A 21,594-nucleotide genomic window follows, 5' to 3' on the forward strand; every position below is an offset into this window, starting at 1 on the left:
TCACTCTCCGTTTCCGGTTTTTCCCAACAACCGGGCGGGAACTCCCGCGACCACTGAATTTGCAGGAACATCTTTTGTCACAACGGCTCCGGCTCCGATGACGGCGTTTTCGCCTATAGTCACACCGCACAAAACAGTGACACCGCTGCCCACGGAAGCTCCCCTGCGGACATATGTAGGAACGCAGGCCCAGTCTTTTTCCGTTTGAAGAGAACCGTTCTCCGTCACGGAGCGGGGATATTTATCATTGATGAAAACAACTCCGTGTCCAATGAAACAATTGTCTTCAATGTAAACGCCTTCGCAAATAAAAGTGTGACTCGAAATTTTACAATTCTTTCCTATTTTCGCGTTTTTTTGTATCTCGACGAACGCTCCGATTTTACTTCCATCGCCTATCTCACACCCATAAAGATTGACGAAGCTGAAAATCTTCACTCCCTTACCGAGTTTAACGTCTTCTGATATCATGCAGTAATTCAAATTCCGTCTCCTTTCTTGAGAGACAAATTTCTTGTGAATTCACGCCTGTCGCCAAGCAATTTCCTGTCTTTCGCACCGTGGTATTTAGCAGCGCTTTCGTCCTGAGCGACCGGTTTTATGTCATCGATTTTCTCTATAGTTTGAAGGAACAAAGTCCAGGCAAAATCGAGGCTTTTTTTATAAACGTCTTCGACTTCTTCCTTGTCCGGGAAAATCCGGAATTTAACCTGCGATATTACAGCCCCGGAATCTATCTTTTCCGTTATTTCGTGGATCGTTACACCGTGAAATTTTTCGTTGTTCTTCAGAGCCCAATTGACCGGGTTCAGGCCTCTGTATTCCGGTAGAAGCCCCGGGTGAATATTTATCATTTTTCCGAATCTTTCTATGTATTTTTTTGGGAAGATTCTGTCATAAAAAACTGAAACGCCCAGGTCGATTTTTTCTTCCTGGCGAAGATCCGAAAAAAGGCCCGATTCAACGAAAGGCACACCGTTATTTTCACACCAGGCAATAAGTGACTCCGTCCATAAAGGCTCCGGAACAACAGGAACAACGAATGTCAGTTCGAAAATGCGGCTGCAGTAAAAATAATCCGCAATCTTAACCGCGAGAGATCCTTTTCCGAAAAGTATTACTTTTTTAATCATTTTTTTTAATCCCGTTCAGCGTTTTAACTATCATTTTTCTCAGATTTTCATCCCTACGACGCTCCGCGGCTTTCAAAGATTTCTTGTAATGAATTGCCGCTTTTTCCTTATTGCCAGACACCCTGAAGGCTTCTCCAATGTTGAAAAGTATTACTGCTTCGTCTCCTGATTTGGTTTTCTCGGCAATTTCAAGAGCTTCACTGTAAAATTTCAAAGCTTTTTCCAATTCATTTTCGAACAAAGCGCCCATGGTGCTCAATGTGTGCATTAATCCTAATTTTACTTCTGTCCTTCTGTAAATGTTCACGGCCTGTTCGAGAAACTCAGCAGCTTTTAATTTATTGCCCAGCTTCATGTAGATAGAACCCAAATTGTGAAGCGAAGAGGCTTGACCGGACATGTCTCCGATTTTTTTCTTTATCTCGTAAGACTTTATAAAGTATGAAAGTGATTTTCTGACAAAACTTCTTTTCAGGTAGTTTATGCCTAAATTGTTATAAACCCCGGCCATCAATCGCCTGTTTTCTCTGAATTCCTTCAAACCTATACATCTTTTCAGGCATTTTTCCGAATTCTCGTATTCAGAAAGCATATTGTAAACCGCTGCCATGTTCATCAAAACTTTTATCTGTCCAAAAGCCAGCGCGTTATCGGATGCGGTTTCGAGCGCTTGCTTGTATTTTTCAATTGCTTCTCTGTAATTTCCGTGGTTCCTGTAAATCAAGCCCATCATGTTTATCGCGTCGAGAGTAGTTAATGGGTCATTGGTCTTCGATATGAGATTTGCCGCTTCTTTTAATGTCGTTTCAGCTTCCAAGATATCGCCCATCGCCACTTGAACACCTGCAATATTTACCGTGATCTTTGCTTCAATACTCTCTGATCCTGACTTTTTTGCCGACAGGAGAGAATCTTTTAATGTTTTTAAAGCGTTCTTTTTTTCACCTTTTGTTTCAAGGATCTGCCCGATTTTCAGCATGACTTCGGCATATTGCAGGTCGTTGCCTTTTTTCCTGTGGCTTTCTGCCATTTCAAAACATATTTTTTCAGCGTCTTCCAGCGCGTACTTCTCCATGAGGTTTTTAACGTGAAGGTCAGCCCAATACAGCCATTTTCCGGTTACGCCGCTTTTTTTGGCTTGCTCATAGATCATGGCCGCTTCAGTTTCTCCGATTTTTCCCTGCTCCATTGCCGACAAAGCTTTTTTGTGCAGTTCCTGCCTTTCAGAAGGCATGAGAAGCTGGTAAGCTGCCTCCTGCAGAAGATTGTGAGAAAAAGACAACGTCTTTGCACCCTTCTCGATGAAAACATTTTTTTCAACTGCTTCGATAATAGATTTTTCAAGTTCGGTTTTTTTTGTCGCCAGAATATCGGAAAGAATGTCCTTCATGAATGAGTAACCCAGGATTGAAGCTGTTTTTACTGTATTTCTCGTCGTTTCCTCAAGCGTGTCAATCCTCGAAGTCAAAACGCCGTATAGAGTTGTAGGAAGCATGACTTTAGAATTCACACTATGTTCCTCGCCAAAGCTTTCTTTGAGTGTGATAGCCAGCTGTTCGGCGAAAAACGGGTTGCCCTGGGATTTTATGAGGAGTTCTTTCCCCATTTTTAATTGTTCGGTGAATCCGTAGTGTCCGATAATGGTTTCAATACACTTTACACTCATTGGTTTCAAATCTATCCTCTGATAATCCAGCCCTTTCACAAAATCGGTAACCAATTTGCATTCTCTCGAAACGATAATTACTGCCGCATTAAAATCCGTTTGATGTTTCAGAAGACGCAGGAAAAACTTCCTCGACAATTCGTCAACGAACTGAAAGTCATCGACCACGAGAATAATTTTTCTTCCTCTTGAATTCGCTTTTATTAGGTCTATAAGGCAGTAAATTTGATTTTCAACTCTGTCTTTTTCCTCTGATTGCTCGTAAGCGCTTTTTAAAATCTTGTAACCGCACATTGAAGCGATAAAACTTGCGTAAGGCCTGAGATGTTCAAGAGGTCCCGACAGACTCTTTTGGATTTTCATGTATGCCGATTTTCGGGACTCGTCTTTTATATTCATCTGTTCCAGTATCCAGGGTTTAAAAGGATTCCACGGAATTTTTATCGTCCCGTCGCACCTGAGGTGATTTACCGCGTACCGATCGTCCAGTTTTTTTATGAATTCATCGACGAGCCTGGTTTTTCCAATTCCCACGTCCCCAATTATCAAAACAGGTTTTTTTTCATTTTTTGAAAAGATAGACAATACGGATTGTGACAGTTTTGCCATTTCGATCTTTCTGCCCGAGAAAGGCGTTTGATATCTCGGATTTGAGACAAATTTCAATCCCTTCAAGACGAACAGATCCTGTTTTTTTTTCTTGCCCTTGAGCCTTTCAGTATTGTACAAATCGTAAGAGGCAATGTCAGACGAGCACCGGGCAAGTGTTTCCGAAACGATTATTTCGCCAGGTTCGGCTCTTGCCATCAGGCGGGCGGAAGTATTCACGACATCACCGATAACGGTCCATTCGTTCCTGAACAGACACCCTGTCAGCCCCGCATATGAAAGTCCGTAATCCAAACCTGCTTTGGCTCCGTGAATTTTTGAAACTACATCAGCGGCGAATCTCAATGAAAGCAAGTCGGCGTTTTCTCTCGCCTTGGGGGCGCCGAAAATAACGAGGGCTGTAAGCCCCTTGTCGCTGTATTCAACCTTGTTGAATAGACCGTAATACTTTACCGAGAGATCCGTGCATGTTCTGGTCACTTTATCTACGAAACCATAGGAGTCGTCGTTTCCGAAATTGACAAAGACAGGAACGATCAATCTGATCTCAGCTCTTCTGCACGCGCTAAAAACAGAGTGAGGAATGAATCTGCCGAGAATATTCTGGGGAGCTACCGTGGTTTCGTTTATAATGGTTTTTCGCATCACTTCTGTTGAACGCGTTTTTTTCCGATTCTCGGTTTTGAATGCTTTTTTAACGGCTTCTCCGGCAAAATAATAACATGATCTTTCCGAATTTCCTGTTATTCCCCATTTTATATCACCGGTTGATTTGCCGAATTTGAGTGAAAGCCCCTTCGCTACTCCCTTTCTGAAAGTTACCGGCATGGAATTTACTGCTTTTGAAAGGTTTTTTCCGCTGTCTTCAGGGAATAAAGCGAGAAATGCGTCTCCGGCGAAACCTGACACAAATCCGTTGTTTTCGTAAACGATCCTGACCGGTTCGTCAAAGGCGGCAAAAAGGATTTTAGAAATCGTTTCCGCGCCTGTGTCGCCCCTCTTGAAAAGATTTTCAGTTTTAGATGTAAAACCTGTTATATCGACAAAAAGTGCGGATCCCCGAAACGATCCTTTTTTTCTTTTCTCGTTTATTTTCTCCGATATAAAACCGGGTAATAAGGCAGATATTTCATCTATCATCGGTAATTAGTATGATATAATGAGTGGAGTCTGTCGTGCAATTATTATGATTGACTCGGGTTGTTAAAAAGGAGGCTATATGAAACTCAGACATTTAATGCTTTTTATCACAGTGATTTTGTCAATTGTCTTTTCATGTTCAAAAACAAATTCCCCGGAAAATCCCGAACCGGGTCATCTGGACAACCAGGCAATAACCGACCTCATCAACGACGAATACGCCAACCTTCTCGGAGATCCTTCGCATTACGGCACAGAAGATACAATATCCGGCGGAACCTTCAACAAATACGATATAATACCCATTTTTTGGTATCGAGGAATCCCGTACGAACTGACAAAGGATTTGGACATTGATATTCACGGCGACACAGCCGATGTATCTTTTGTTTTCTCCGTCTCAGGTCCTTTTCGCATTTTTTATACCGACAGTTTTTATATGGATTCGGTAATAAAATCTTATTCGGACAACGTAACAAGAGTCGCCAGATTTGAAAGAGTAGGGTCGATTACCGATCCGGACAGGGGTTGGAGATTGAGAGGCTTGTCGATGACTCAAGTCCGCTCGGCAGGATCGGGAGTGATAATTGACAGCGTATTGATTGTCTGTCAGGACACTACTTTTTTTCTCGACAGAAACTATTTTGAGCACATTCACAGAGTGACGGACAGTCTCAACGAAATCGTCCAGATCCGTCAGAACGATTCATTCACAATTGTTCTTTTTTCGAGCGGAGATACGGCTTGCGCTTTTCTCCATTTTTCATGGCCGAACAATCACAAAAGAGGTATTCTGGCTGAAACACAACACGGCATTCACAGAAGAAGATTCGCTCTCGGAGACACTTCTCTCGCTGAGATTATCATTTTCACTTTTGACGCCATTTACAGAAGAACTCTTTTCACGGACACTGGATCGTATTACTCCACAGGATACTCGGTGCCCGTCAAAGTTCTTGTTCAATAAAATCAAAATAATTAAGACAGATTGTATGCACTGCCGCTTTCAAGAACTTAATCTCCATACTGATCAGAAGGCGGTTTGAAAGTTGAAAGCTCTACAGGACTGATCACTGAAATGGAATCAATTTCAATCACTTGTTTCATGTACAAAGAGTCTATCAGAACAACAGTCTTGAAAGGGTAGGTGACGCCTTCTACCTCCCTGAAGTCGGACATCAGTGAAATCGTCCTCATCTCAGGCGTCAGGACGGTCTCTTTGACGAGAAGATATGACGAAGTGTCGTAGTATCTTATGACAGTGTCTTGATTCAGAGAATTTGTCAGCTCTATAACAAAAAGAGGAACATCGTACGCCGTGTCCAATCCAAGACATCTGATGTTGAATATATCCGAATTCCTGTCGAGCTCGGCGTGCGAGGAGAATAGCTTTTTTATCTCTATTCTCGAAAGTGTTCTTTCGTCCTCCTCGACAACAAGATTGCCGTTTATGTCTATCCGCCAGTTAACCTCACCGTCGCATCCGGAAATTACTTTCATCGAGCCGAAATCCGCTTCTGTTTTTTCATACGATTCAAGCTGTGTCAGGCTCTTAAATGTTCCCTGTATTTGAGTCCCTTCAATTGAAATTCTGCCTTCTGTATAAACTGTTCTGTGCGTCAGTATTCTGCCGATTCCGCCGAGGGCTTCTGCATTTTTTCCGAGGATACCGTAAGGATCTCTGCCGACCAATTTTCCGCTTGGTTTGATCGATTTCCCGCAGGACAAAATAATTAACAATGTTATTGCCAGTAATGCCGATCGCGTTGTCTTATTCAAATATTTCTCCTGCCGCGCTTCGATCCAGTATGAATATTTTTCCCAACTCTTCTGAAACATTTTTGGCCTGTTTTTCTTTGAATTTGAAATCGCTTCCGCATAGTCCGATAACATCTTCTGTTAAAAGAACTTCTCCGGCTGATGCTACTTCCTCTCCGAGTTTACTCGCTTTGTTGACCGCGGATCCGTAAACGTCGAAATCGCCGATTTTCAGGATCTTTCCGCAGCTTATTCCGACGCACAGAAGAACCTTCTCTTCGTCTGCCCTGGTTCTGTTATACTCTTCAAGACACTCCTGCATGGCTCTCGAACACTCGACGGCCTTATTGACGTTCCGGAATATGACGAGCATGCTGTCGCCTTCCATCTTTATAAGAATTCCGTCAAACTCTTCTATCACAGGAACCAAAAGTCTTTCGGATTCATAAATTGTCTGTAGAAAGTGGACTATCCCGAACTGCTCGACTTTTCTGGAAAAACCCGTCAGATCAGTGAACATTATTGCCCATTCTTCGCCGAAAAGGTCCCATATTTTTTCGTCTATTCTTTTTTTGTCGGCTCCTTCCATCAATCTTTGAGCGAGAAGCTTTGACAGCCTTGCTTCGGAAGAAGAAAATCTAATATTTCTCGAATATATCATGCTGTCCTCTCTTTGCCGTCAAGGCAGTTTCAAATGTTCAAAACATCTGTTATAATAACCTGAATATCACAAAAAGAAATTATAAAACAGAATCTTCAGCAAAAGAAACAACTCTGTAAACTAAACAGACAAACTTCGGAGTGAATCAATAAAAACGACTGCGGGAAAAAAAGAATTTACAATCCTGCTTTTATTAACTTCCGTATACACCGCGGCGGGAATTATATACTTACTGCAGATCTCAAAGAATCCGTTTTTCTCTTTTCCATTCGGAGATCCTTTGTATTTCGACAAATACGCACAGCAAATAGCCGGTGGAAACCTTTTGGGGAACGAAATATTTCACAAGGCCCCGCTGTATCAGTATTTTTTGGGTTTGATCTACGCGCTTTTCGGACATAATTACGCGGTGCCGAGACTGATCCAGGTTATGATGGGTTCGGCTACTACGGTTTTGGTTTTCTTTACCGCCAGAAAATTGTTCGGAAGAGCCGCGGGGTGGACCGCTTTCGTGCTGTCCGCTTTAAACGGCGTGTCAATATATTTTTCGGGCGAACTTCTAATGCCTACGCTTTTATCTTTTTTCATGCTCGTGTCGGCGGCGGTTTTCATGAAAGCTTTCGAAACGAAATCTTTGCTCCTTCACTTTGCATCTGGAATATGCTTCGGATTGACCTCGATAACCAGACCGAATTTCCTCGCGCCGGTTTTTATATTTCTCCTCATAATTACTTTGTCAGGTAAAAAGGATTTTATACCGAAACTTGCTTTGATCCTCGCCGGCCTTTTAATCACAGTTCTTCCTGTCACAATCAGGAATTATGCCGTTGGAAATGATTTCGTTCCGATTTCTTCCCAGGGAGGTGTAATATTTTATATAGGTAATAATACTTTTTCAGACGGCATGTCGGCAGTAATACCCGGAACGGGTGACGACTGGGACGAAATTGCCCTGGCAGAAAGAGAAACGGGCAAGCCGATGAGACCTTCGGAAGCTTCCAATTTCTGGTTTAAAAAAGCGCTGGGCGAAATAGCAAAAAAGCCGGGAACGTTCGCGAAGTTAATGCTTATGAAAATCCTTTATTTTATTAACGGATACGAGATACCCAACAATCAGAACATCTATCTGGCTTCCAAGGGCACTTATGTTTCAGCCCTGGTGAAAAAGATACCTCTTTTCGGTGATTTTTGGCTTTATGTCCCTTCCGGAATAATTGTGCCCATGGGTATTTCGGGAATGTTTCTGGCGTTTTTCAAAAAGAGGAAAACTTCAGTGATTCCCGCACTTTTGATACTGTCATATTCGGCTTCCATCATCGTTTTTTGCGTTTTCAGCAGGCTGAGAGCCCCTCTTCTGCAGTTTTTCACTCTATTCGCCGCTTTTTTCGCCGTGACTGTCATAAGGGAAGCAAATAACAAAAAAATCTCGGTTCCATCGTCCTTGCTTTTTCTCGCGTTTCTCGGTATTTCAAATTACCGGTTCGTCAGGTCGGAATTTTCTTCGGCGGCGATGTACCATTTCAACCTCGGTTTGAAATACTACGCAGAATCGGATTTCAGAATCGCGGCTTCAGAATTTCAGAATTGCCTCAGGCTAGAACCGGGCTATCCCAGGGCAAATCTTAATCTGGGACTGATATCATACAATACAGGAGATTTGAAAAGCGCAGAAAAGTTCTACGAACTTGAAATCCTATATAACCCCAACGAAGCCAGATCATACAACAACTTGGCTGTTCTTTATTCCCGAATGGGACATGATTCTCTTTCAGTTGAAAACTGGAAAAAAGCCGTTTATTTAAATCCCCGTTATACAGAAGCGCGTCTCAACCTCGGAGCAAAATACGAAAACCTCGGTTTTCAGGACTCGGCTCTGAATATCTACCTTTCTATCCTTTCGTACGACAAATTTTCAGAAACGACATATTCAGGCATTGCCAGAATCTACCAGAGAAAAGGGTTGATTAAAGAATCCGCCGAAAATTATGAAAAAGCGATATCAATCAACCCCGAAAACCACGAAAATTACTTCAATTACTCACTTCTATATTCCGAATCCGCCGATTACGGCAATGCGATCCGTCTTCTTGAAAAATCTGTCGGTTTACGTCCTGATTTTGCCGCGGGGTACAACAATCTAGGTTTGTGTTTTTTTTACTCGGGCGAAATCGAAAAAGCTCTATTGTCTCTTAAAAAAGCAGTCTCTCTGGATTACCAGTCGGTTCAGACTCATTTGGCCCTGGCAATGGTCTATGAGTCAATAGGAGAAACCGACAGTGCCGATTCCGAGCGAACCGTCGCCGCATCTCTGACAGGAACCCGTGAAGATTTTTAGATTTGTCAGATTTCGACAACACGCAATTGACTGTGGTCTCTTTTTAAAGTAATATTCCGTTTTCGACCCCATTTTATACTCAAAACGCTCTAAAGGAGGCATGTTGAAAAAAATACTTGTAACCGGCTCTGTAGGACAGATTGGATCAGAGCTGACTATGTACCTCAGAAGCAGATATGGAAATGAAAACGTAGTCGCCGGCATTCACAGGACCCAGCCGACTCAGAAACTTAAGGATTCGGGTCCATGCGAAACGGTTGACTGCAGAAATCCCGAAGCTCTCGGCAGAATTGCAGAAAAATACAAAATCAACACTATTTATCATCTTGCCGCCGTTCTTTCAGCCGCAGGTGAAAAGAATCCCCAGCTCGCTTGGGACATTAATATCAACGGACTATACAACGTACTTGAATTAGCCAGAGAAAAAAAGTGCGCGGTTTTCATTCCCAGTTCCATAGCCGCATTCGGTCCTGAAACCCCCAAAGACAAAACACCCCAGGACACTATTCAAAGGGTTTCAACCATGTATGGAGTGACTAAAGTTGCCGGAGAACTTCTTAGCGATTACTACTTCAAGAGGTTCGATGTTGACGCCAGAGGTCTAAGATACCCAGGCATAATTTCCTACGAAACTCTTCCCGGAGGAGGAACTACCGATTACGCCGTTGAAATATTTTACGAAGCCATTAAAACAGGCAAATACAGCTGTTTCCTGAAATCAGATACGATGCTCGACATGATGTATATGCCTGACTGCATCAAGGCGACCGTTGATGTCATGGAGGCTGATCCTTCAAGGCTAAAGCACAGAAACGCTTTTAACGTCACCGCGTTCAGCTGTACTCCGGAGCTTCTCGCTCGGGAAATTAAAAAACACGTTTCTTCGTTCGAAATTTCATACGAAATAGATCAGGTAAAACAGGCAATAGCGGATTCCTGGCCTAACAGTCTCGATGACAGCGCAGCCAAGAACGAATGGGGCTGGAAACCTGACTACGATCTTTCCGCAATGACAAAAGATATGCTGGAAAAACTGACTCATAAACTCAAAGGATAATCGGAGGAAAAATGCCGGTCAATAAACTTGAAAACGTTCTGAAATGCTCTGTTTCCGACCTCAGGAAAAAAGGCACCGCCAAAGGCAAGGAATTCATAATCGAAAAAATAATCAAACCACAGGACGAAAAAGGACCACGGTACATTCTAAAAGGTTTTGAAAACAGAGAATACATCAAAATGAATTCGAATTCCTATCTCGGAATGTCCCTCAGAAAAGAAGTTGTTGAAGCCGAGGAACACGCGGTGAGGGAATACGGCGTTGGGCCGGGTGCCGTAAGATTTATCAGCGGCAGTCACAAACCTCACAGGGACCTTGAAAAAAAACTGGCCGAATTTCACGGCAGAGAAGAAGCGATGATCTTCAGCTCCGCTTATGTTACAGTCATGGGAACTCTTGCCACGCTGGCGTCGCCTGACACTGTAATCATAAGCGATGAACTGAACCACAATTGCATAATAAACGCGGTCAGACTTTCCAGACCCAAGGACAAAACCATATATAAGCACAACGACGTAAACGACCTCGACGAAAAAATAAAAAGTTACGTCGGGAAAGCTTCCAGAATTCTGGTTGTCACTGACGGGATTTTCAGCATGAGAGGAGATTACGCCCCCCTCGATAAAATTTCCGAAGTCATAAAAAAATACGACAGCAAGTTCGACGAGAACATAGTCCTCGTTGTCGACGATTCACACGGTGTGGGGGCTTTCGGCAAGACCGGACGCGGAACCGAAGAATACACAAACTGCGGAAAAGTTGACGTTTTGATAGGCACTCTTGGAAAAGCTTACGGAGTAAATGGCGGATACATAACTTCAAGCGAAACCATAGTCACCTTCCTCAGAGAATCGGCACCTATGTATATATACTCGAATCCAATAACCACCTCCGAAGCTGCGGCTGTAATAAAAGTACTCGAATTACTCGAAAGTAAACAAGGCACCGAAATACTCGAACATTTGAGGAATATGACTAAAAAGTTCGAAAAAGGTCTTCTGGACCTGGGATTCGAGATTATCGTCAGCGATCACCCGATAGTTCCTGTCCTCGTCAGGAATACAGAAAAAACAGCCGAACTCGTTAAGTTCCTCATAGACAACGGCGTCCTGGCTACCGGTTTAAATTATCCGGTTGTTCCAAAAGGCGACGAGACCATAAGATTTCAGGTCAACGCCGATCACACCGCTTTCGATATCGACTGCGTCCTGGATATCTTGAAAAAATACAAGGAAACACACTAAAAAAGCGGGGAGGTGGTTTTCCTCCCCACTTTTTTCAATCTTCGTAAGCGTCGTAGGCGTAATGTCCGATTTCGGTCACACCCACTTCGTAATCCTCTCCCTCAACAGAAATTACAAATTTTCTCGAAGGATGACTCTGCGGTACGAATAAATTTCTGGCGTCTTTTTCCTGTTTCTCCTTCTGCTGCATCGGATTTTTTCTGTATTCGAAATATTCTCTTGCCGGCTGGGGAAACAAGGCGTACGAAATGATGTCTTCTTCATCCTGAGTTACGTTTTCGATCTCTTTTTTAACTTTTTCCCATTCGTTGCCTATCGTTTCGGCCGGTCTGCCTGTAATTACCTCTTCGTCCCCGATCGCCAGTTTCTTTATTTTTTTGTCAATGGGCGCAGGAGTCCTTCCATACAGTCCCCTGCAAAGATCTTTGACCTCTTTAATTACCACTTTGTATCTCTCTCCGAGAAGAACGTTCATCGCTGCTTGAGTCCCGACTATCTGGCTCGTTGGCGTAACGAGAGGCACCCAACCGAGTTCTTCTCTCACTTTGGGGATTTCTTTGAGAACGTCTTCAAACTTGTCCATGGCGTCCTGTTTTTCAAGCTGGCTGACCAGATTTGAAAACATTCCTCCCGGTACCTGATAAATGAGCGCTCTGACGTCTACTCTTTCGGCCAGTTCTATCCAGTAGTTTGAATATTTTTCCCTGATCGAATTAAAATACGTTATGAGCTCGGGGAAATGCTCGTCTTTAACATCCGTCGGCGTTTTTGTTTCTTTCAGGGCTTCAACAATACTTTCGGTTGTAGGTTGGGAAGTACCCTGTGAGAGAGGTGAAATCGCCGTGTCGAGGTGGTCAACTCCTGCCTGTGCCGCCGCGTAGTAGCTAATGGGAGCCAATCCTGCACTGCAATGGCTGTGGAGACAAATCGGCAGTTTAATCTCTTTTTTCATTTTTGTGACCAGATTGTATGCCGCAGTCGGTGATATCAGGCCCGCCATGTCTTTAATGCATATTATGTCGACACCGAGGTTTTTCAGCTGTTTGCCTACATTGACGAACGTGTCCAGAGTGTGAACCGGGCTGATTGTGTAATTTACAGCTCCCTGAACAATCGCCCCGCAATTTTTAGCCGTTTCGATGGCTTTTTCCATGTTTCTGATATCGTTGAGAGCATCGAATATCCTGAAAACATCAATTCCGAGATCAAACGCTTTTTTGACAAATCTCTCGAGAATATCGTCCCCGTAATGCCTGTACCCTACAAGGTTCTGACCTCTGAGAAGCATCTGAAGGTGTGTGTTTTTTACCTTTTTTTTGAATTCCCTTATCCTGTCCCATGGACTTTGCTTCAGATATCTCAGGGCAGCATCAAAGGTCGCCCCACCCCACATTTCGAAGGACCAATAACCCATCTGATCCATCTTCTCGAGGATGGGGATCATGTCTTCTGTCCTGAAACGGGTCGCCATCAAAGACTGATGAGCGTCCCTGAAAACGGTCTCTGTAATTTTTACTGACATTTTCACTCCATTCCTATCAAAGGTTCACCCGCCATGACGCTTTGTCCTTTCGAGCAGAATATTTCAGTAACTTTTCCGTCATCATTCGCGTTGATCGCGGTTTCCATTTTCATCGCTTCGAGTTTGAGAAGCAAATCGCCCGTTTTCACTTCATCGCCTATTTTTACATCAATTGACAGAATGGTACCTGACATAGGCGCCGTTACTTTTTTTCCTTGTCCCGAAGACTTCGGTTTTTGAGTTTCGATTTTTGAAACAGTCTCTCTTGGAACAATTTGGGGAGAAGGAGGGATGTACGGTTTGTTTAACTGAGCGACAGTTCTTATCTGTTCAGGTGAAGTTACTTCTTCGACCTCTACTTCGAATTTTTTTCCTTTGAACATAATTTCATATTTTCTCTTCATTTCTTCCACCCTCTCTTCAATGAAAATTTTTGGGACAACACCATTTGACGTCTTGTTATGCCCCAAAGATTTATATCACTCGTGTGAACAGGTTTTATTGAAAGGATCTTGCAGGCTATCCTCTCATTTTTGAAATATTCCGAAAGGGCCGCAAAAATGAGAACAAATTTTTCTTCAGGTATTTCTTTCATATCGTCTCCTCACAGCGGCATGTTATCGTGTTTTTTTGAGGGAAGAGAATCCTGTTTCGTGACGAGAATTGACAGAGCACTCGCAAGTCTCAGTCTCGTTTCTTCAGGAAGAATGATCATGTCGACGAGGCCTTTTTTCGCCGCTTCGTAAGGATTAGTCGCGGTAAAAGTATATTGTTCTATTAATTCCTTTCTTTTATCTGCCGGATCTGCCGCGGCATTTATGGCTTTGCTGAAAATGACATCAACGGCGCCTTCGGCACCCATAACAGCTATTTCAGCCTGAGGCCAGGCCATCACAAAATCGGCTCCTAGGTCTTTATTGCACATAGCCACCGAGGCGCCTCCGTAAGACTTCCGAAGGGTTACGTTAATTTTGGGTACAGTCGCCTCCGAATACGCGTAAAGCAATTTAGCTCCGTGCCGTATAATCCCTCCGAATTCCTGCGTTTTACCCGGCAGAAACCCAGGTGTGTCAACGAAAGTTACGATGGGGATATTAAAAGCGTCGCAAAACCTTATGAATCTCGCGGCTTTGTCCGATGAGTTTATGTCCAGGCATCCGGCGAGAACCTTTGGCTGGTTTGCGACAATACCTGCTGAAATACCTGCTATGCGGGCAAACCCGATCACCATGTTCTGCGCATACAGCGGCTGAACCTCGAAAAAATCACCGTCATCGACTATTTTTTTTATAACCTCGACGACATCGTAAGACTGTTTGCTTTCGGTCGGAACCAGATATCTCAAGTCCATGTCGGCGCGGTTTATGTCGTCGCCTGAGTTGTGATATGGAGGATCATCCATGTTGTTCGAAGGTATATAAGACAGGAGTTTTTTTACCATTTCGAAGCATTCTTCTTCGTTCTGAGCTATGAAATGTCCGTTTCCGCTCACTGCGTTGTGAGTGTATGCGCCTCCGAGTTCTTCGGAGGAGACGTCTTCTGCAGTGACCGCTTTTATGACTTTCGGTCCCGTTATGTACATGTTGCTCACGCCGTCGACGAGAAAAACGAAATCCGTCAGAGCCGGACTGTAAACCGCTCCGCCTGCGCAGGGTCCGAGTATTATACTGATCTGCGGTATAACTCCCGAGCTTCTTGAATTTCTGAAAAATATCTGACCGTAGCCGTGAAGTGAATCGACTCCTTCCTGAATTCTCGCGCCTCCCGAATCGTTTATCCCGATTACCGGAGCTCCAGTTTTGAGAGCAAGATCCTGAATTTTAGCAATTTTTAACGCGTGCATTTCGCCGAGAGCGCCGCCGAAAACAGTGAAATCCTGAGAAAAAACGTAAACGAGCCTTCCGTTGATAAATCCGTATCCTGTCACGACCCCCTCACCGGGCAGTTCTTTTTCCTTCATGCCGAATTGTTCGGCTCTGTGGTGTATGAGCATGTCGGTTTCTATGAAGGAACCTTTGTCGAGAAGTAAAGACAATCTTTCTCTGGCCGTTTTTTTGTTTTTCGCGTGCTGTTTCGCGGCTCTCTGTCCGTCTATGTCAAGAACGATTTCTTTTCTGTCGACAAGGTCCTGAATCAACTCGTTTATGTTTTTCTTCATTCTACCCCCTTTCAGTCATTTTGAGATACGAGAGCCGCACCGACGAGTTTGCCGTCCTCTTCGAGTCTCATCAACCGCACGCCCTGCGTATTTCTCGCCGTTTTTCTTATTTCATTGACAGGGATTCTTATCACCTTCCCTGTCTGGCTGATCAGGATCAGTTCATCGTCCTCGGTTGGAGCGATGACAGTGACAACGTCTCCGTTTCTTTCACTTGTGTTTATTCCGATGACTCCCTTCCCTCCTCTGTGGTGGCGGGGATAATCTTCATCGTAAGTGAGCTTTCCAAAACCATTTTCACAAGCCGTGAAGATGAGTGTTTTTTTGTCTTCCTGCTTGTCTATCCTGACCATTCCCACTACATAATCCCCGTTGTCAAGTTTTATGCCTTTTACTCCTCCCGCAGTCCTGCCCATTTTTCGCACTTCTTTTTCACAGAAGCAAATTGCTTTTCCTTTGCGGGTTGCCAAAAGAATGTCGTCTTCTCCGTTAGTGACAGTGGCGTCTACAAGTTCGTCGTCCCATTCAAGAGAAAGCGCTTTTATACTGCGTTTTTGCGGTCTGGAAAACACATCGAGAGAACACTTTTTTACGTTGCCTTTTTTTGTCAACATCAAAATGAATTTATCCTTTGAAAAATCTCTGACGGACAAAACATTCTTTATGTTTTCTTTCGAGAGATCGAGTATGTTGGCAAGAGATCTCCCCCTGGCGTCTCTTGCCGCTTCAGGTATGTTGAAAACTCTCAGCCAGTGAAGTTTTCCCCTGTCTGTGAAACAAAGCAGGTAATCGTGTGTGGAAGCGACGTAAAGGTCTATCACATAATCCTCGGAATAGGCTTTGGTGCCTATCACTCCTTTTCCGCCTCTCGACTGCTGTTTGTAGGCTGAAACCGAAAGTCTTTTTATGTAACCTTTTTTTGTCAGGGTAATGACTACGTCTTCTTCCTGTATGAGATCTTCTATGTTTACTTCTTCAAGTTCGTCGTGTCTTATCTCGGTTCTTCTCTTGTCCCCGTAAACCGATTTAATCTGCCTGAATTCGTCTTTTAAAAGATTAAGAAGAAGCTGTCTCGATTCGAGAATGGCTCTGAGTTTGGCGATTTCTTTTATTAGTGAAAGATACTCGTCCTCGATTTTTTTCGCTTCCAGGGAAGTTAACCTTGCAAGTTTCATGTCGAGAATCGCCTGAGCCTGAATTTCGGTCAGAGAAAATTTTTTCTGCAGGTTTTTGTTTGCCGTTTCGGTGTCTGTCGATTTTTTTATCGTATCAATGACGGCGTCAATGTTCGCGAGCGCTTTTTTCAGTCCCTCGAGTATGTGAGCCCGTTTTTCCGCCTCCCCCAGTTCAAATTGCGTTCTCCTTTTTACAACTATTTCTCTGTGATCGAGGAAACATTTCAGCATTTGCCTGAGTGAGAGCGTTTTTGGAGCGCCGTCGACAATGGAAAGCATGAGACAGCTGAAAGAAGCCCTCAGCTGGGTGTGTTTGAACAGTTGATTGAGGACTATTCTCGAATCAGAATCCTTTTTTATGTCGACGACGATTCTCATGCCTGTTCTGTCCGATTCGTCTCTTATGTCTGAAATTCCTTCGATTTTCTTTTCTTTGACGAGTTCAGCTATTTTCATTATGAGAGCAGATTTGTTCACCAGATAGGGTATCTCGTCAATTATGATTTTTTCCTTTGAAGATTTTTTCGGTTCTTCTATATGCACTTTGGATTCGACTACGACTTGACCCCTTCCCGTAGCGTAAGCGGATCTTATGCCTTTTGTGCCGATTATTATCCCTCCCGTGGGAAAATCAGGTCCCGGGACAAGTTTGAGAAGTTTTTTGTCATCGAGTTCGGGGTCGTCAGTCAAAGCGATGCAGGCGTCTATTATCTCAGATATGTTGTGAGGCGGTATATTCGTGGCTATGCCGACCCCTATTCCGGACGATCCATTGACGAGGAGATTGGGGAATTTTGCCGGCAGAATAACAGGTTCCGACTGGGATCCGTCAAAATTCGGAATAAAATCAACCGTATCTTTATCTATATCCGCCAGAAGCTCGGCGGCTATTTTACCCAGTCGGGTTTCCGTGTATCTGTATGCCGCGGCAGAATCTCCGTCCACGCTTCCGAAATTGCCCTGGCCTTCCAGCAGAGGGTATCTCAGGGAAAAATCCTGCACCATCCTGACCAGTGTGTCGTAAACGGCCGCGTCTCCGTGAGGGTGAAATTTTCCAAGCACTTCTCCGACGACAGTCGCGGATTTCTTGAAGGGTTTGTTGTGATAAAGGCCAATTTCTTTCATCGCGTAAAGAATCCGGCGATGTACCGGTTTCAGCCCGTCTCTCACATCAGGAATGGCTCTTCCTATATTTACGCTCATCGCGTAATCTATGTATGAATCCTGTACTTCTTTCTCTATGCTTATAGGTTCCAAATTCTTTTGCACTTCTGTTCCTCCGTCATATATCAAGATTTCTTACTTTCATCGCGTTTTTCTCAATGAATTCCCTTCTGGGTTCAACGTCATCTCCCATTAAAATCGAAAATATCTCTTCCGCGTCTTCTGCGACTTCTATGGACACTTTCTTCATGACTCTTTTTTCGGGATTCATTGTGGTTTCCCATAGCTGTTCCGGATTCATCTCTCCGAGACCTTTGTACCTTTGCACTCCCGTCAGAGTTTTATCCGATTCCTGAATTTTTTTCAATTCTTCGTCGCTGAAAAGGTACCTGATCTCTTTAGAACCTTTGATTTTCACTCCGTAAAGCGGAGGCTGAGCTATGTAAAGATAGCCCGATTCTATGACCGGTTTCGCGTGTCTGAAAAAGAAAGTCAGTAAAAGCGTTTTTATGTGAGCGCCGTCAATGTCGGCGTCGGCCATTATTATGATTTTATTGTAGCGGATTTTCGTTATGTCGAACTCCTCAATGCCGATGCTTGTGCCCATCGCCGCTACGACAGTTTTGATGGCGTCGTTGGAAAGTATCTTATCCAGTCTCGCTTTCTCTACATTGAGGATTTTTCCCCTCAGAGGAAGAATTGCCTGAAAATGTCTGTCTCTGCCCTGTTTTGCGGATCCACCCGCCGAATCGCCTTCGACGATGAAAAGCTCCGAATTTTCCGGGTTTTCTTCGGAACAATCGGCGAGTTTGCCTGGCAGAGCGTCAGACATGAGAGCCCCTTTTCTCCTGACGAGATCTCTTGCCTTTCTCGCAGCCAGCCTTCCCCTGGCGGCATCGACGACCTTGCTCACAACCACCGTGGCGTCCTGGGGATTCTCTTCAAAATACCTCGTCATCGCTTCCCCGACAAATGATGAGACCATTCCCTTTATCTCGCTGTTTCCGAGTTTTGTCTTTGTCTGACCTTCGAATTGAGGTTGAGGAATTTTTACGGACACTATTGCCGTCAACCCTTCACGAACGTCCTCTCCGGAAAGTGAATCGAGATCCTTGACGGATTTGAAAAAGTTCTCTTTTTTGGCATAGTCGTTTATGACTCTCGTCAGCGCCTGTCTGAATCCTGTTAGATGCGTTCCACCTTCTTTCGTGTGGATATTGTTCGCAAAAGAAAACACTGTTTCGTTGTAGGTTTTATTGTATTCGAATGCCACCTCTATCGTGACGTTTTCCTGTACAGCGTTGAAATATATCACCTGATGCATTGGGGATTTAGTCTTGTCGAGGAATTTTATGAAGTCTTTAATCCCGCCGTTGAAAGAAAAAGACTGCTTTTTAGAATCTCCCCTCTCGTCTATTATATCAACGGTCAAACCGGGATTGAGATAAGCAATCTCTTTAAGCCTGGCTGTTATTCTTTCGAGCGAAAATACTGTGGTTTCAAAAATATCGGGGTCAGGAAGGAATTTAACTAAAGTTCCCGTTTTTTTACTGCCTGATTCCGACACGGCGATATCGGATACGGGAACTCCTTTTTCGTATTTTTGAACGTGATTCTTCCCGTCTCTCTTTACTTCGACCTCGAGCCATTTTGAAAGGGCGTTGACGACACTCAGGCCGACTCCGTGAAGTCCTCCCGACACTTTGTAGGTTTGACTGTCAAATTTGCCGCCGGCGTGAAGCACAGTGAGCACTATTTCGAGAGCAGATTTGCCTTCCTGCTTGTGAAAATCAACCGGGATGCCTCTTCCGTGATCCTCTACCGAAACCGAATTGTCTTCGTGAAGCGTCACTATTATCCTGTCTCCGTAACCGGCCATGAATTCGTCTATCGAATTATCAACGACTTCCTGGATGAGATGATGGAGTCCGTTGACATTCGAATCGCCGATATACATGGCGGGTCTTCTGCGGACCGCCTCAATGCCTTTCAGAATTTGAATGTGAGATGAGTCGTATGTTGAATCATTCTTTTTCATCTTTACTCCTCTTTTTCCGAACGGAATACCTTCGCTCCGATGAATTTGATTTTTTTTATCTTTCTGTTATCAGGAAGCTTTTTGTTCAATTTATCCTTCAACTCCTCTTTAAGAAATTCCAACTGTTGCCTCCACACCGGATTCTCCACCTCGACTGTCAGAACTCCTTCTTTCGTCGATATTGGTTTCGTGTGAATGTTCACCGGTGACCCAACGGCGTCTTTCCATACAACACCCGGCATTCCTTCTTCAGATTTGCTGAAAAGGCCGTCCAATACATCAAGTATTATATCATTTATCCACAGTGTTTTTCTATATCTGCCTTCACCTGTTTTTTTTGTTCTTTTCGACATATCCGCTGCTGATGTTGAAAAATGAACTTACTTTTTTTTCTGAAATAACTCCCTTGTCCGCTGAAGCGAGAAGGACCTGAGGGTAAGAAACCAGTTTGTCCTCAAGCTTAAGAACTGTTTTTGCGTCTAGTTCAATAAAAGCCTCGTCTATTACAATAACCGGGTATTCATTGGCGTAATTCCTGTATATATCGACCTCTGCAAGTCTGAACAAAAAACACAAAAGCCTCTGTTGTCCTCTCGAGGAAAATTTCGAAGCGTCAAGGCCGTTCAAAAAAAAGATAAAATCATCTCTGTGGGGTCCCTGAGAAGTCGTCATCAAAGCCAGGTCCCTGACTATGTTTGCCGACATTTTAACCGCTATGTCTCCGCTTTTCACAGAAGGTTCGTATCTCATGTCAAAACTATCGAAAGACATGTCCATTTCGCCAATCAGCCTGAGAATGTTCTCTTTAAGAACATTTATGATCTTGCCCCTTTCACACACCAGATATTCTCCGTAAAGAGAAAGCATTTTATCCCAGTAAGCGACTTCAGAATTGTTGCTTTCTTTGTTTCTTATTCTTTCAAGAAGAGCGTTTCTCTGTCGCAGAGTCTTGTTGTACCATCTCAGCGACTTCAAATATTCGCCGTCAACCGAAGAAAGGAGTATGTCTAATGCCCTGCGCCTCTGAGATGATCCTTGAGCGATGACGTCGGCATCTTCAGGAGAAAAAGGAATCACGGCAAGTTCGCCTATCAGGTCGGATTTCTTTTCAAGCTTTATATCGTTTTTCCTGAATTCTTTTTTTCTGTCAGAATATTTAATGCCGAGCGTTGTCTCTTTCTCTTTTTTTTCAAACGTTACGGATACGGCAAAACCCGTTGAAGAAAATCTGACAAGCTCCTCCTCTGGCGCGTTTCTGATGGATTTTCCGTAAGAAATATAATGCAGAGCTTCTAGCATGTTTGTTTTTCCGCTTCCGTTGTCTCCGTGAAAAAAATTTATTCCTCTATCGAAATTGAGGCTGGCATTTTCAAAATTCCTGAAATTTTTCAGGTGAAGATGTTTTATGAGCAATAATTATTCCTCTTGAAGGAGGTAGACAGGGACGAATATTTCGACACTGTCTATGTCTGACACCGGGAAAAGCCAATCTCCAACCGCAAGTCTTATCAAAGACTGGAGGGTAGAGTCCTTAAGCGTGCATTCATCGAGATTTACGGATTCAACGCTTCCGTTTTTCATCACAAAAAAATGAAGGGTGAAATTTCCGTTTACATCAGGATTGACATAAAGCCTGCTTTTGTAAAGTTTCGCTATGGTGTCTTTTTGAATATCGAAATAGTATTCAAGAGATTCAGGCGATCTGTTTCCAACAAGTCCGCTTTCCCATCTTATCTCCGGAGTTTTTGGTCCGCAGGACAGGAACAGAAAAATAAATAAAACTGGTATGTATATATATTTCAAACCACACCTCCTTGCGTTTATTATAGTACACTTATCAATATCTAATCAAGGCAGAAATGTAACCATTTTGCTGAATTCTGTCAGTTGATTTTACAGATTTTTTGTCAGTTTTTAAGATTGTACACCAAACA

Annotated in this window: 17 protein-coding genes and 1 pseudogene; 4 read left to right on the plus strand and 14 right to left on the minus strand. The window is 43.6% G+C overall.

Annotated elements, in window-relative coordinates; all coding sequences use genetic code 11:
* From JXL83_02540 to JXL83_02550, 3 genes are read right to left on the minus strand one after another with little or no spacing between them, the layout of a single operon-like run.
* On the minus strand, window positions 1–471 hold the full coding sequence (locus JXL83_02540; protein MBN2362991.1) for an N-acetyltransferase: 471 nt from the start codon (window positions 469–471) through the stop codon (window positions 1–3).
* Window positions 472–479: 8 nt separating this feature from the next.
* Window positions 480–1,133 carry a hypothetical protein gene (locus JXL83_02545; GenBank protein ID MBN2362992.1) on the minus strand — a complete coding sequence of 218 codons (654 nt, stop codon included), beginning with the start codon at window positions 1,131–1,133 and terminating at the stop codon, window positions 480–482.
* Window positions 1,126–4,548 (minus strand): tetratricopeptide repeat protein, encoded by a 3,423-nt coding sequence (locus tag JXL83_02550; protein MBN2362993.1) that lies wholly within the window; start codon window positions 4,546–4,548, stop codon window positions 1,126–1,128. The genes JXL83_02545 and JXL83_02550 overlap by 8 nt, the downstream gene beginning before the upstream one ends.
* A 79-nt stretch (window positions 4,549–4,627) precedes the next feature.
* Here JXL83_02550 and JXL83_02555 point away from each other — a divergent pair, with 79 nt between their 5' ends.
* Entirely contained in the window at window positions 4,628–5,515 is an 888-nt protein-coding gene (locus tag JXL83_02555; GenBank protein MBN2362994.1) for a hypothetical protein, read from the plus strand.
* Window positions 5,516–5,562: 47 nt separating this feature from the next.
* On the opposite strand, the gene JXL83_02560 is transcribed toward JXL83_02555, so the two are convergent.
* Window positions 5,563–6,327, minus strand: coding sequence for a hypothetical protein (locus JXL83_02560; protein ID MBN2362995.1), 765 nt, complete (start codon window positions 6,325–6,327; stop codon window positions 5,563–5,565).
* The gene (locus tag JXL83_02565) at window positions 6,320–6,967 is read right to left on the minus strand and encodes an adenylate/guanylate cyclase domain-containing protein (protein ID MBN2362996.1); all 648 of its coding nucleotides are present in this window, start codon (window positions 6,965–6,967) and stop codon (window positions 6,320–6,322) included. The genes JXL83_02560 and JXL83_02565 overlap by 8 nt, the downstream gene beginning before the upstream one ends.
* Window positions 6,968–7,247: 280 nt before the next feature.
* Here JXL83_02565 and JXL83_02570 point away from each other — a divergent pair, with 280 nt between their 5' ends.
* The 3 genes from JXL83_02570 (at window position 7,248) to JXL83_02580 (ending at window position 11,603) form a co-directional block, all read left to right on the plus strand.
* The gene (locus JXL83_02570) at window positions 7,248–9,302 is read left to right on the plus strand and encodes a glycosyltransferase family 39 protein (protein MBN2362997.1); all 2,055 of its coding nucleotides are present in this window, start codon (window positions 7,248–7,250) and stop codon (window positions 9,300–9,302) included.
* Window positions 9,303–9,402: 100 nt separating this feature from the next.
* Window positions 9,403–10,359: an L-threonine 3-dehydrogenase gene (locus JXL83_02575; protein MBN2362998.1), complete on the plus strand. Its 957-nt coding sequence runs from the start codon at window positions 9,403–9,405 to the stop codon at window positions 10,357–10,359.
* An 11-nt stretch (window positions 10,360–10,370) separates the two neighbouring features.
* Window positions 10,371–11,603, plus strand: coding sequence for an aminotransferase class I/II-fold pyridoxal phosphate-dependent enzyme (locus JXL83_02580; GenBank protein MBN2362999.1), 1,233 nt, complete (start codon window positions 10,371–10,373; stop codon window positions 11,601–11,603).
* A gap of 34 nt (window positions 11,604–11,637) precedes the next feature.
* On the opposite strand, the gene JXL83_02585 is transcribed toward JXL83_02580, so the two are convergent.
* The 9 genes and pseudogenes from JXL83_02585 to JXL83_02625 all read right to left on the minus strand — a co-directional run bounded on the left by JXL83_02585 (window position 11,638) and on the right by JXL83_02625 (window position 21,463).
* A complete protein-coding gene (locus JXL83_02585) occupies window positions 11,638–13,125 on the minus strand; it encodes a pyruvate carboxylase subunit B (protein MBN2363000.1) in 1,488 nt (495 codons plus the stop codon).
* A gap of 2 nt (window positions 13,126–13,127) precedes the next feature.
* Window positions 13,128–13,529 carry a biotin/lipoyl-binding protein gene (locus JXL83_02590; protein MBN2363001.1) on the minus strand — a complete coding sequence of 134 codons (402 nt, stop codon included), beginning with the start codon at window positions 13,527–13,529 and terminating at the stop codon, window positions 13,128–13,130.
* The gene (locus JXL83_02595) at window positions 13,526–13,720 is read right to left on the minus strand and encodes a hypothetical protein (GenBank protein ID MBN2363002.1); all 195 of its coding nucleotides are present in this window, start codon (window positions 13,718–13,720) and stop codon (window positions 13,526–13,528) included. The genes JXL83_02590 and JXL83_02595 overlap by 4 nt, the downstream gene beginning before the upstream one ends.
* Window positions 13,721–13,729: 9 nt before the next feature.
* Window positions 13,730–15,283 carry an acyl-CoA carboxylase subunit beta gene (locus tag JXL83_02600; GenBank protein ID MBN2363003.1) on the minus strand — a complete coding sequence of 518 codons (1,554 nt, stop codon included), beginning with the start codon at window positions 15,281–15,283 and terminating at the stop codon, window positions 13,730–13,732.
* A 1-nt stretch (window position 15,284) separates the two neighbouring features.
* Window positions 15,285–17,727 (minus strand): annotated as a pseudogene (gyrA, locus tag JXL83_02605) (DNA gyrase subunit A).
* A 13-nt stretch (window positions 17,728–17,740) separates the two neighbouring features.
* On the minus strand, window positions 17,741–19,660 hold the full coding sequence (gene gyrB, locus JXL83_02610) for a DNA topoisomerase (ATP-hydrolyzing) subunit B (protein MBN2363004.1): 1,920 nt from the start codon (window positions 19,658–19,660) through the stop codon (window positions 17,741–17,743).
* 2 nt (window positions 19,661–19,662) lie between these two features.
* Window positions 19,663–20,013, minus strand: coding sequence for a DUF721 domain-containing protein (locus JXL83_02615; GenBank protein ID MBN2363005.1), 351 nt, complete (start codon window positions 20,011–20,013; stop codon window positions 19,663–19,665).
* Window positions 19,985–21,073 carry a DNA replication/repair protein RecF gene (locus tag JXL83_02620; protein ID MBN2363006.1) on the minus strand — a complete coding sequence of 363 codons (1,089 nt, stop codon included), beginning with the start codon at window positions 21,071–21,073 and terminating at the stop codon, window positions 19,985–19,987. Before JXL83_02620 ends, JXL83_02615 begins: the two co-directional genes overlap by 29 nt.
* Window positions 21,074–21,076: 3 nt before the next feature.
* Window positions 21,077–21,463: an AgmX/PglI C-terminal domain-containing protein gene (locus JXL83_02625; protein ID MBN2363007.1), complete on the minus strand. Its 387-nt coding sequence runs from the start codon at window positions 21,461–21,463 to the stop codon at window positions 21,077–21,079.
* Window positions 21,464–21,594 lie beyond the last annotated feature (131 nt).

The organism is candidate division WOR-3 bacterium (assembly GCA_016934535.1).
Taxonomy (GTDB): Bacteria; SDB-A; SDB-A; order SDB-A; family SDB-A; genus JAFGIG01.

Excerpts from the sequence above, each read along its gene's own strand:
- JXL83_02540 (MBN2362991.1), bottom strand. The coding sequence starts at position 471 with ATGATATCAGAAGACGTTAAACTCGGTAAGGGAGTGAAGATTTTCAGC.
- JXL83_02545 (MBN2362992.1), bottom strand. The coding sequence starts at position 1,133 with ATGATTAAAAAAGTAATACTTTTCGGAAAAGGATCTCTCGCGGTTAAG.
- JXL83_02550 (MBN2362993.1), bottom strand. The coding sequence starts at position 4,548 with ATGATAGATGAAATATCTGCCTTATTACCCGGTTTTATATCGGAGAAA.
- JXL83_02555 (MBN2362994.1), top strand. The coding sequence starts at position 4,628 with ATGAAACTCAGACATTTAATGCTTTTTATCACAGTGATTTTGTCAATT.
- JXL83_02565 (MBN2362996.1), bottom strand. The coding sequence starts at position 6,967 with ATGATATATTCGAGAAATATTAGATTTTCTTCTTCCGAAGCAAGGCTG.
- JXL83_02575 (MBN2362998.1), top strand. The coding sequence starts at position 9,403 with ATGTTGAAAAAAATACTTGTAACCGGCTCTGTAGGACAGATTGGATCA.
- JXL83_02580 (MBN2362999.1), top strand. The coding sequence starts at position 10,371 with ATGCCGGTCAATAAACTTGAAAACGTTCTGAAATGCTCTGTTTCCGAC.
- JXL83_02585 (MBN2363000.1), bottom strand. The coding sequence starts at position 13,125 with ATGTCAGTAAAAATTACAGAGACCGTTTTCAGGGACGCTCATCAGTCT.
- JXL83_02590 (MBN2363001.1), bottom strand. The coding sequence starts at position 13,529 with ATGAAGAGAAAATATGAAATTATGTTCAAAGGAAAAAAATTCGAAGTA.
- JXL83_02595 (MBN2363002.1), bottom strand. The coding sequence starts at position 13,720 with ATGAAAGAAATACCTGAAGAAAAATTTGTTCTCATTTTTGCGGCCCTT.
- JXL83_02600 (MBN2363003.1), bottom strand. The coding sequence starts at position 15,283 with ATGAAGAAAAACATAAACGAGTTGATTCAGGACCTTGTCGACAGAAAA.
- gyrB (MBN2363004.1), bottom strand. The coding sequence starts at position 19,660 with ATGAAAAAGAATGATTCAACATACGACTCATCTCACATTCAAATTCTG.
- JXL83_02615 (MBN2363005.1), bottom strand. The coding sequence starts at position 20,013 with ATGTCGAAAAGAACAAAAAAAACAGGTGAAGGCAGATATAGAAAAACA.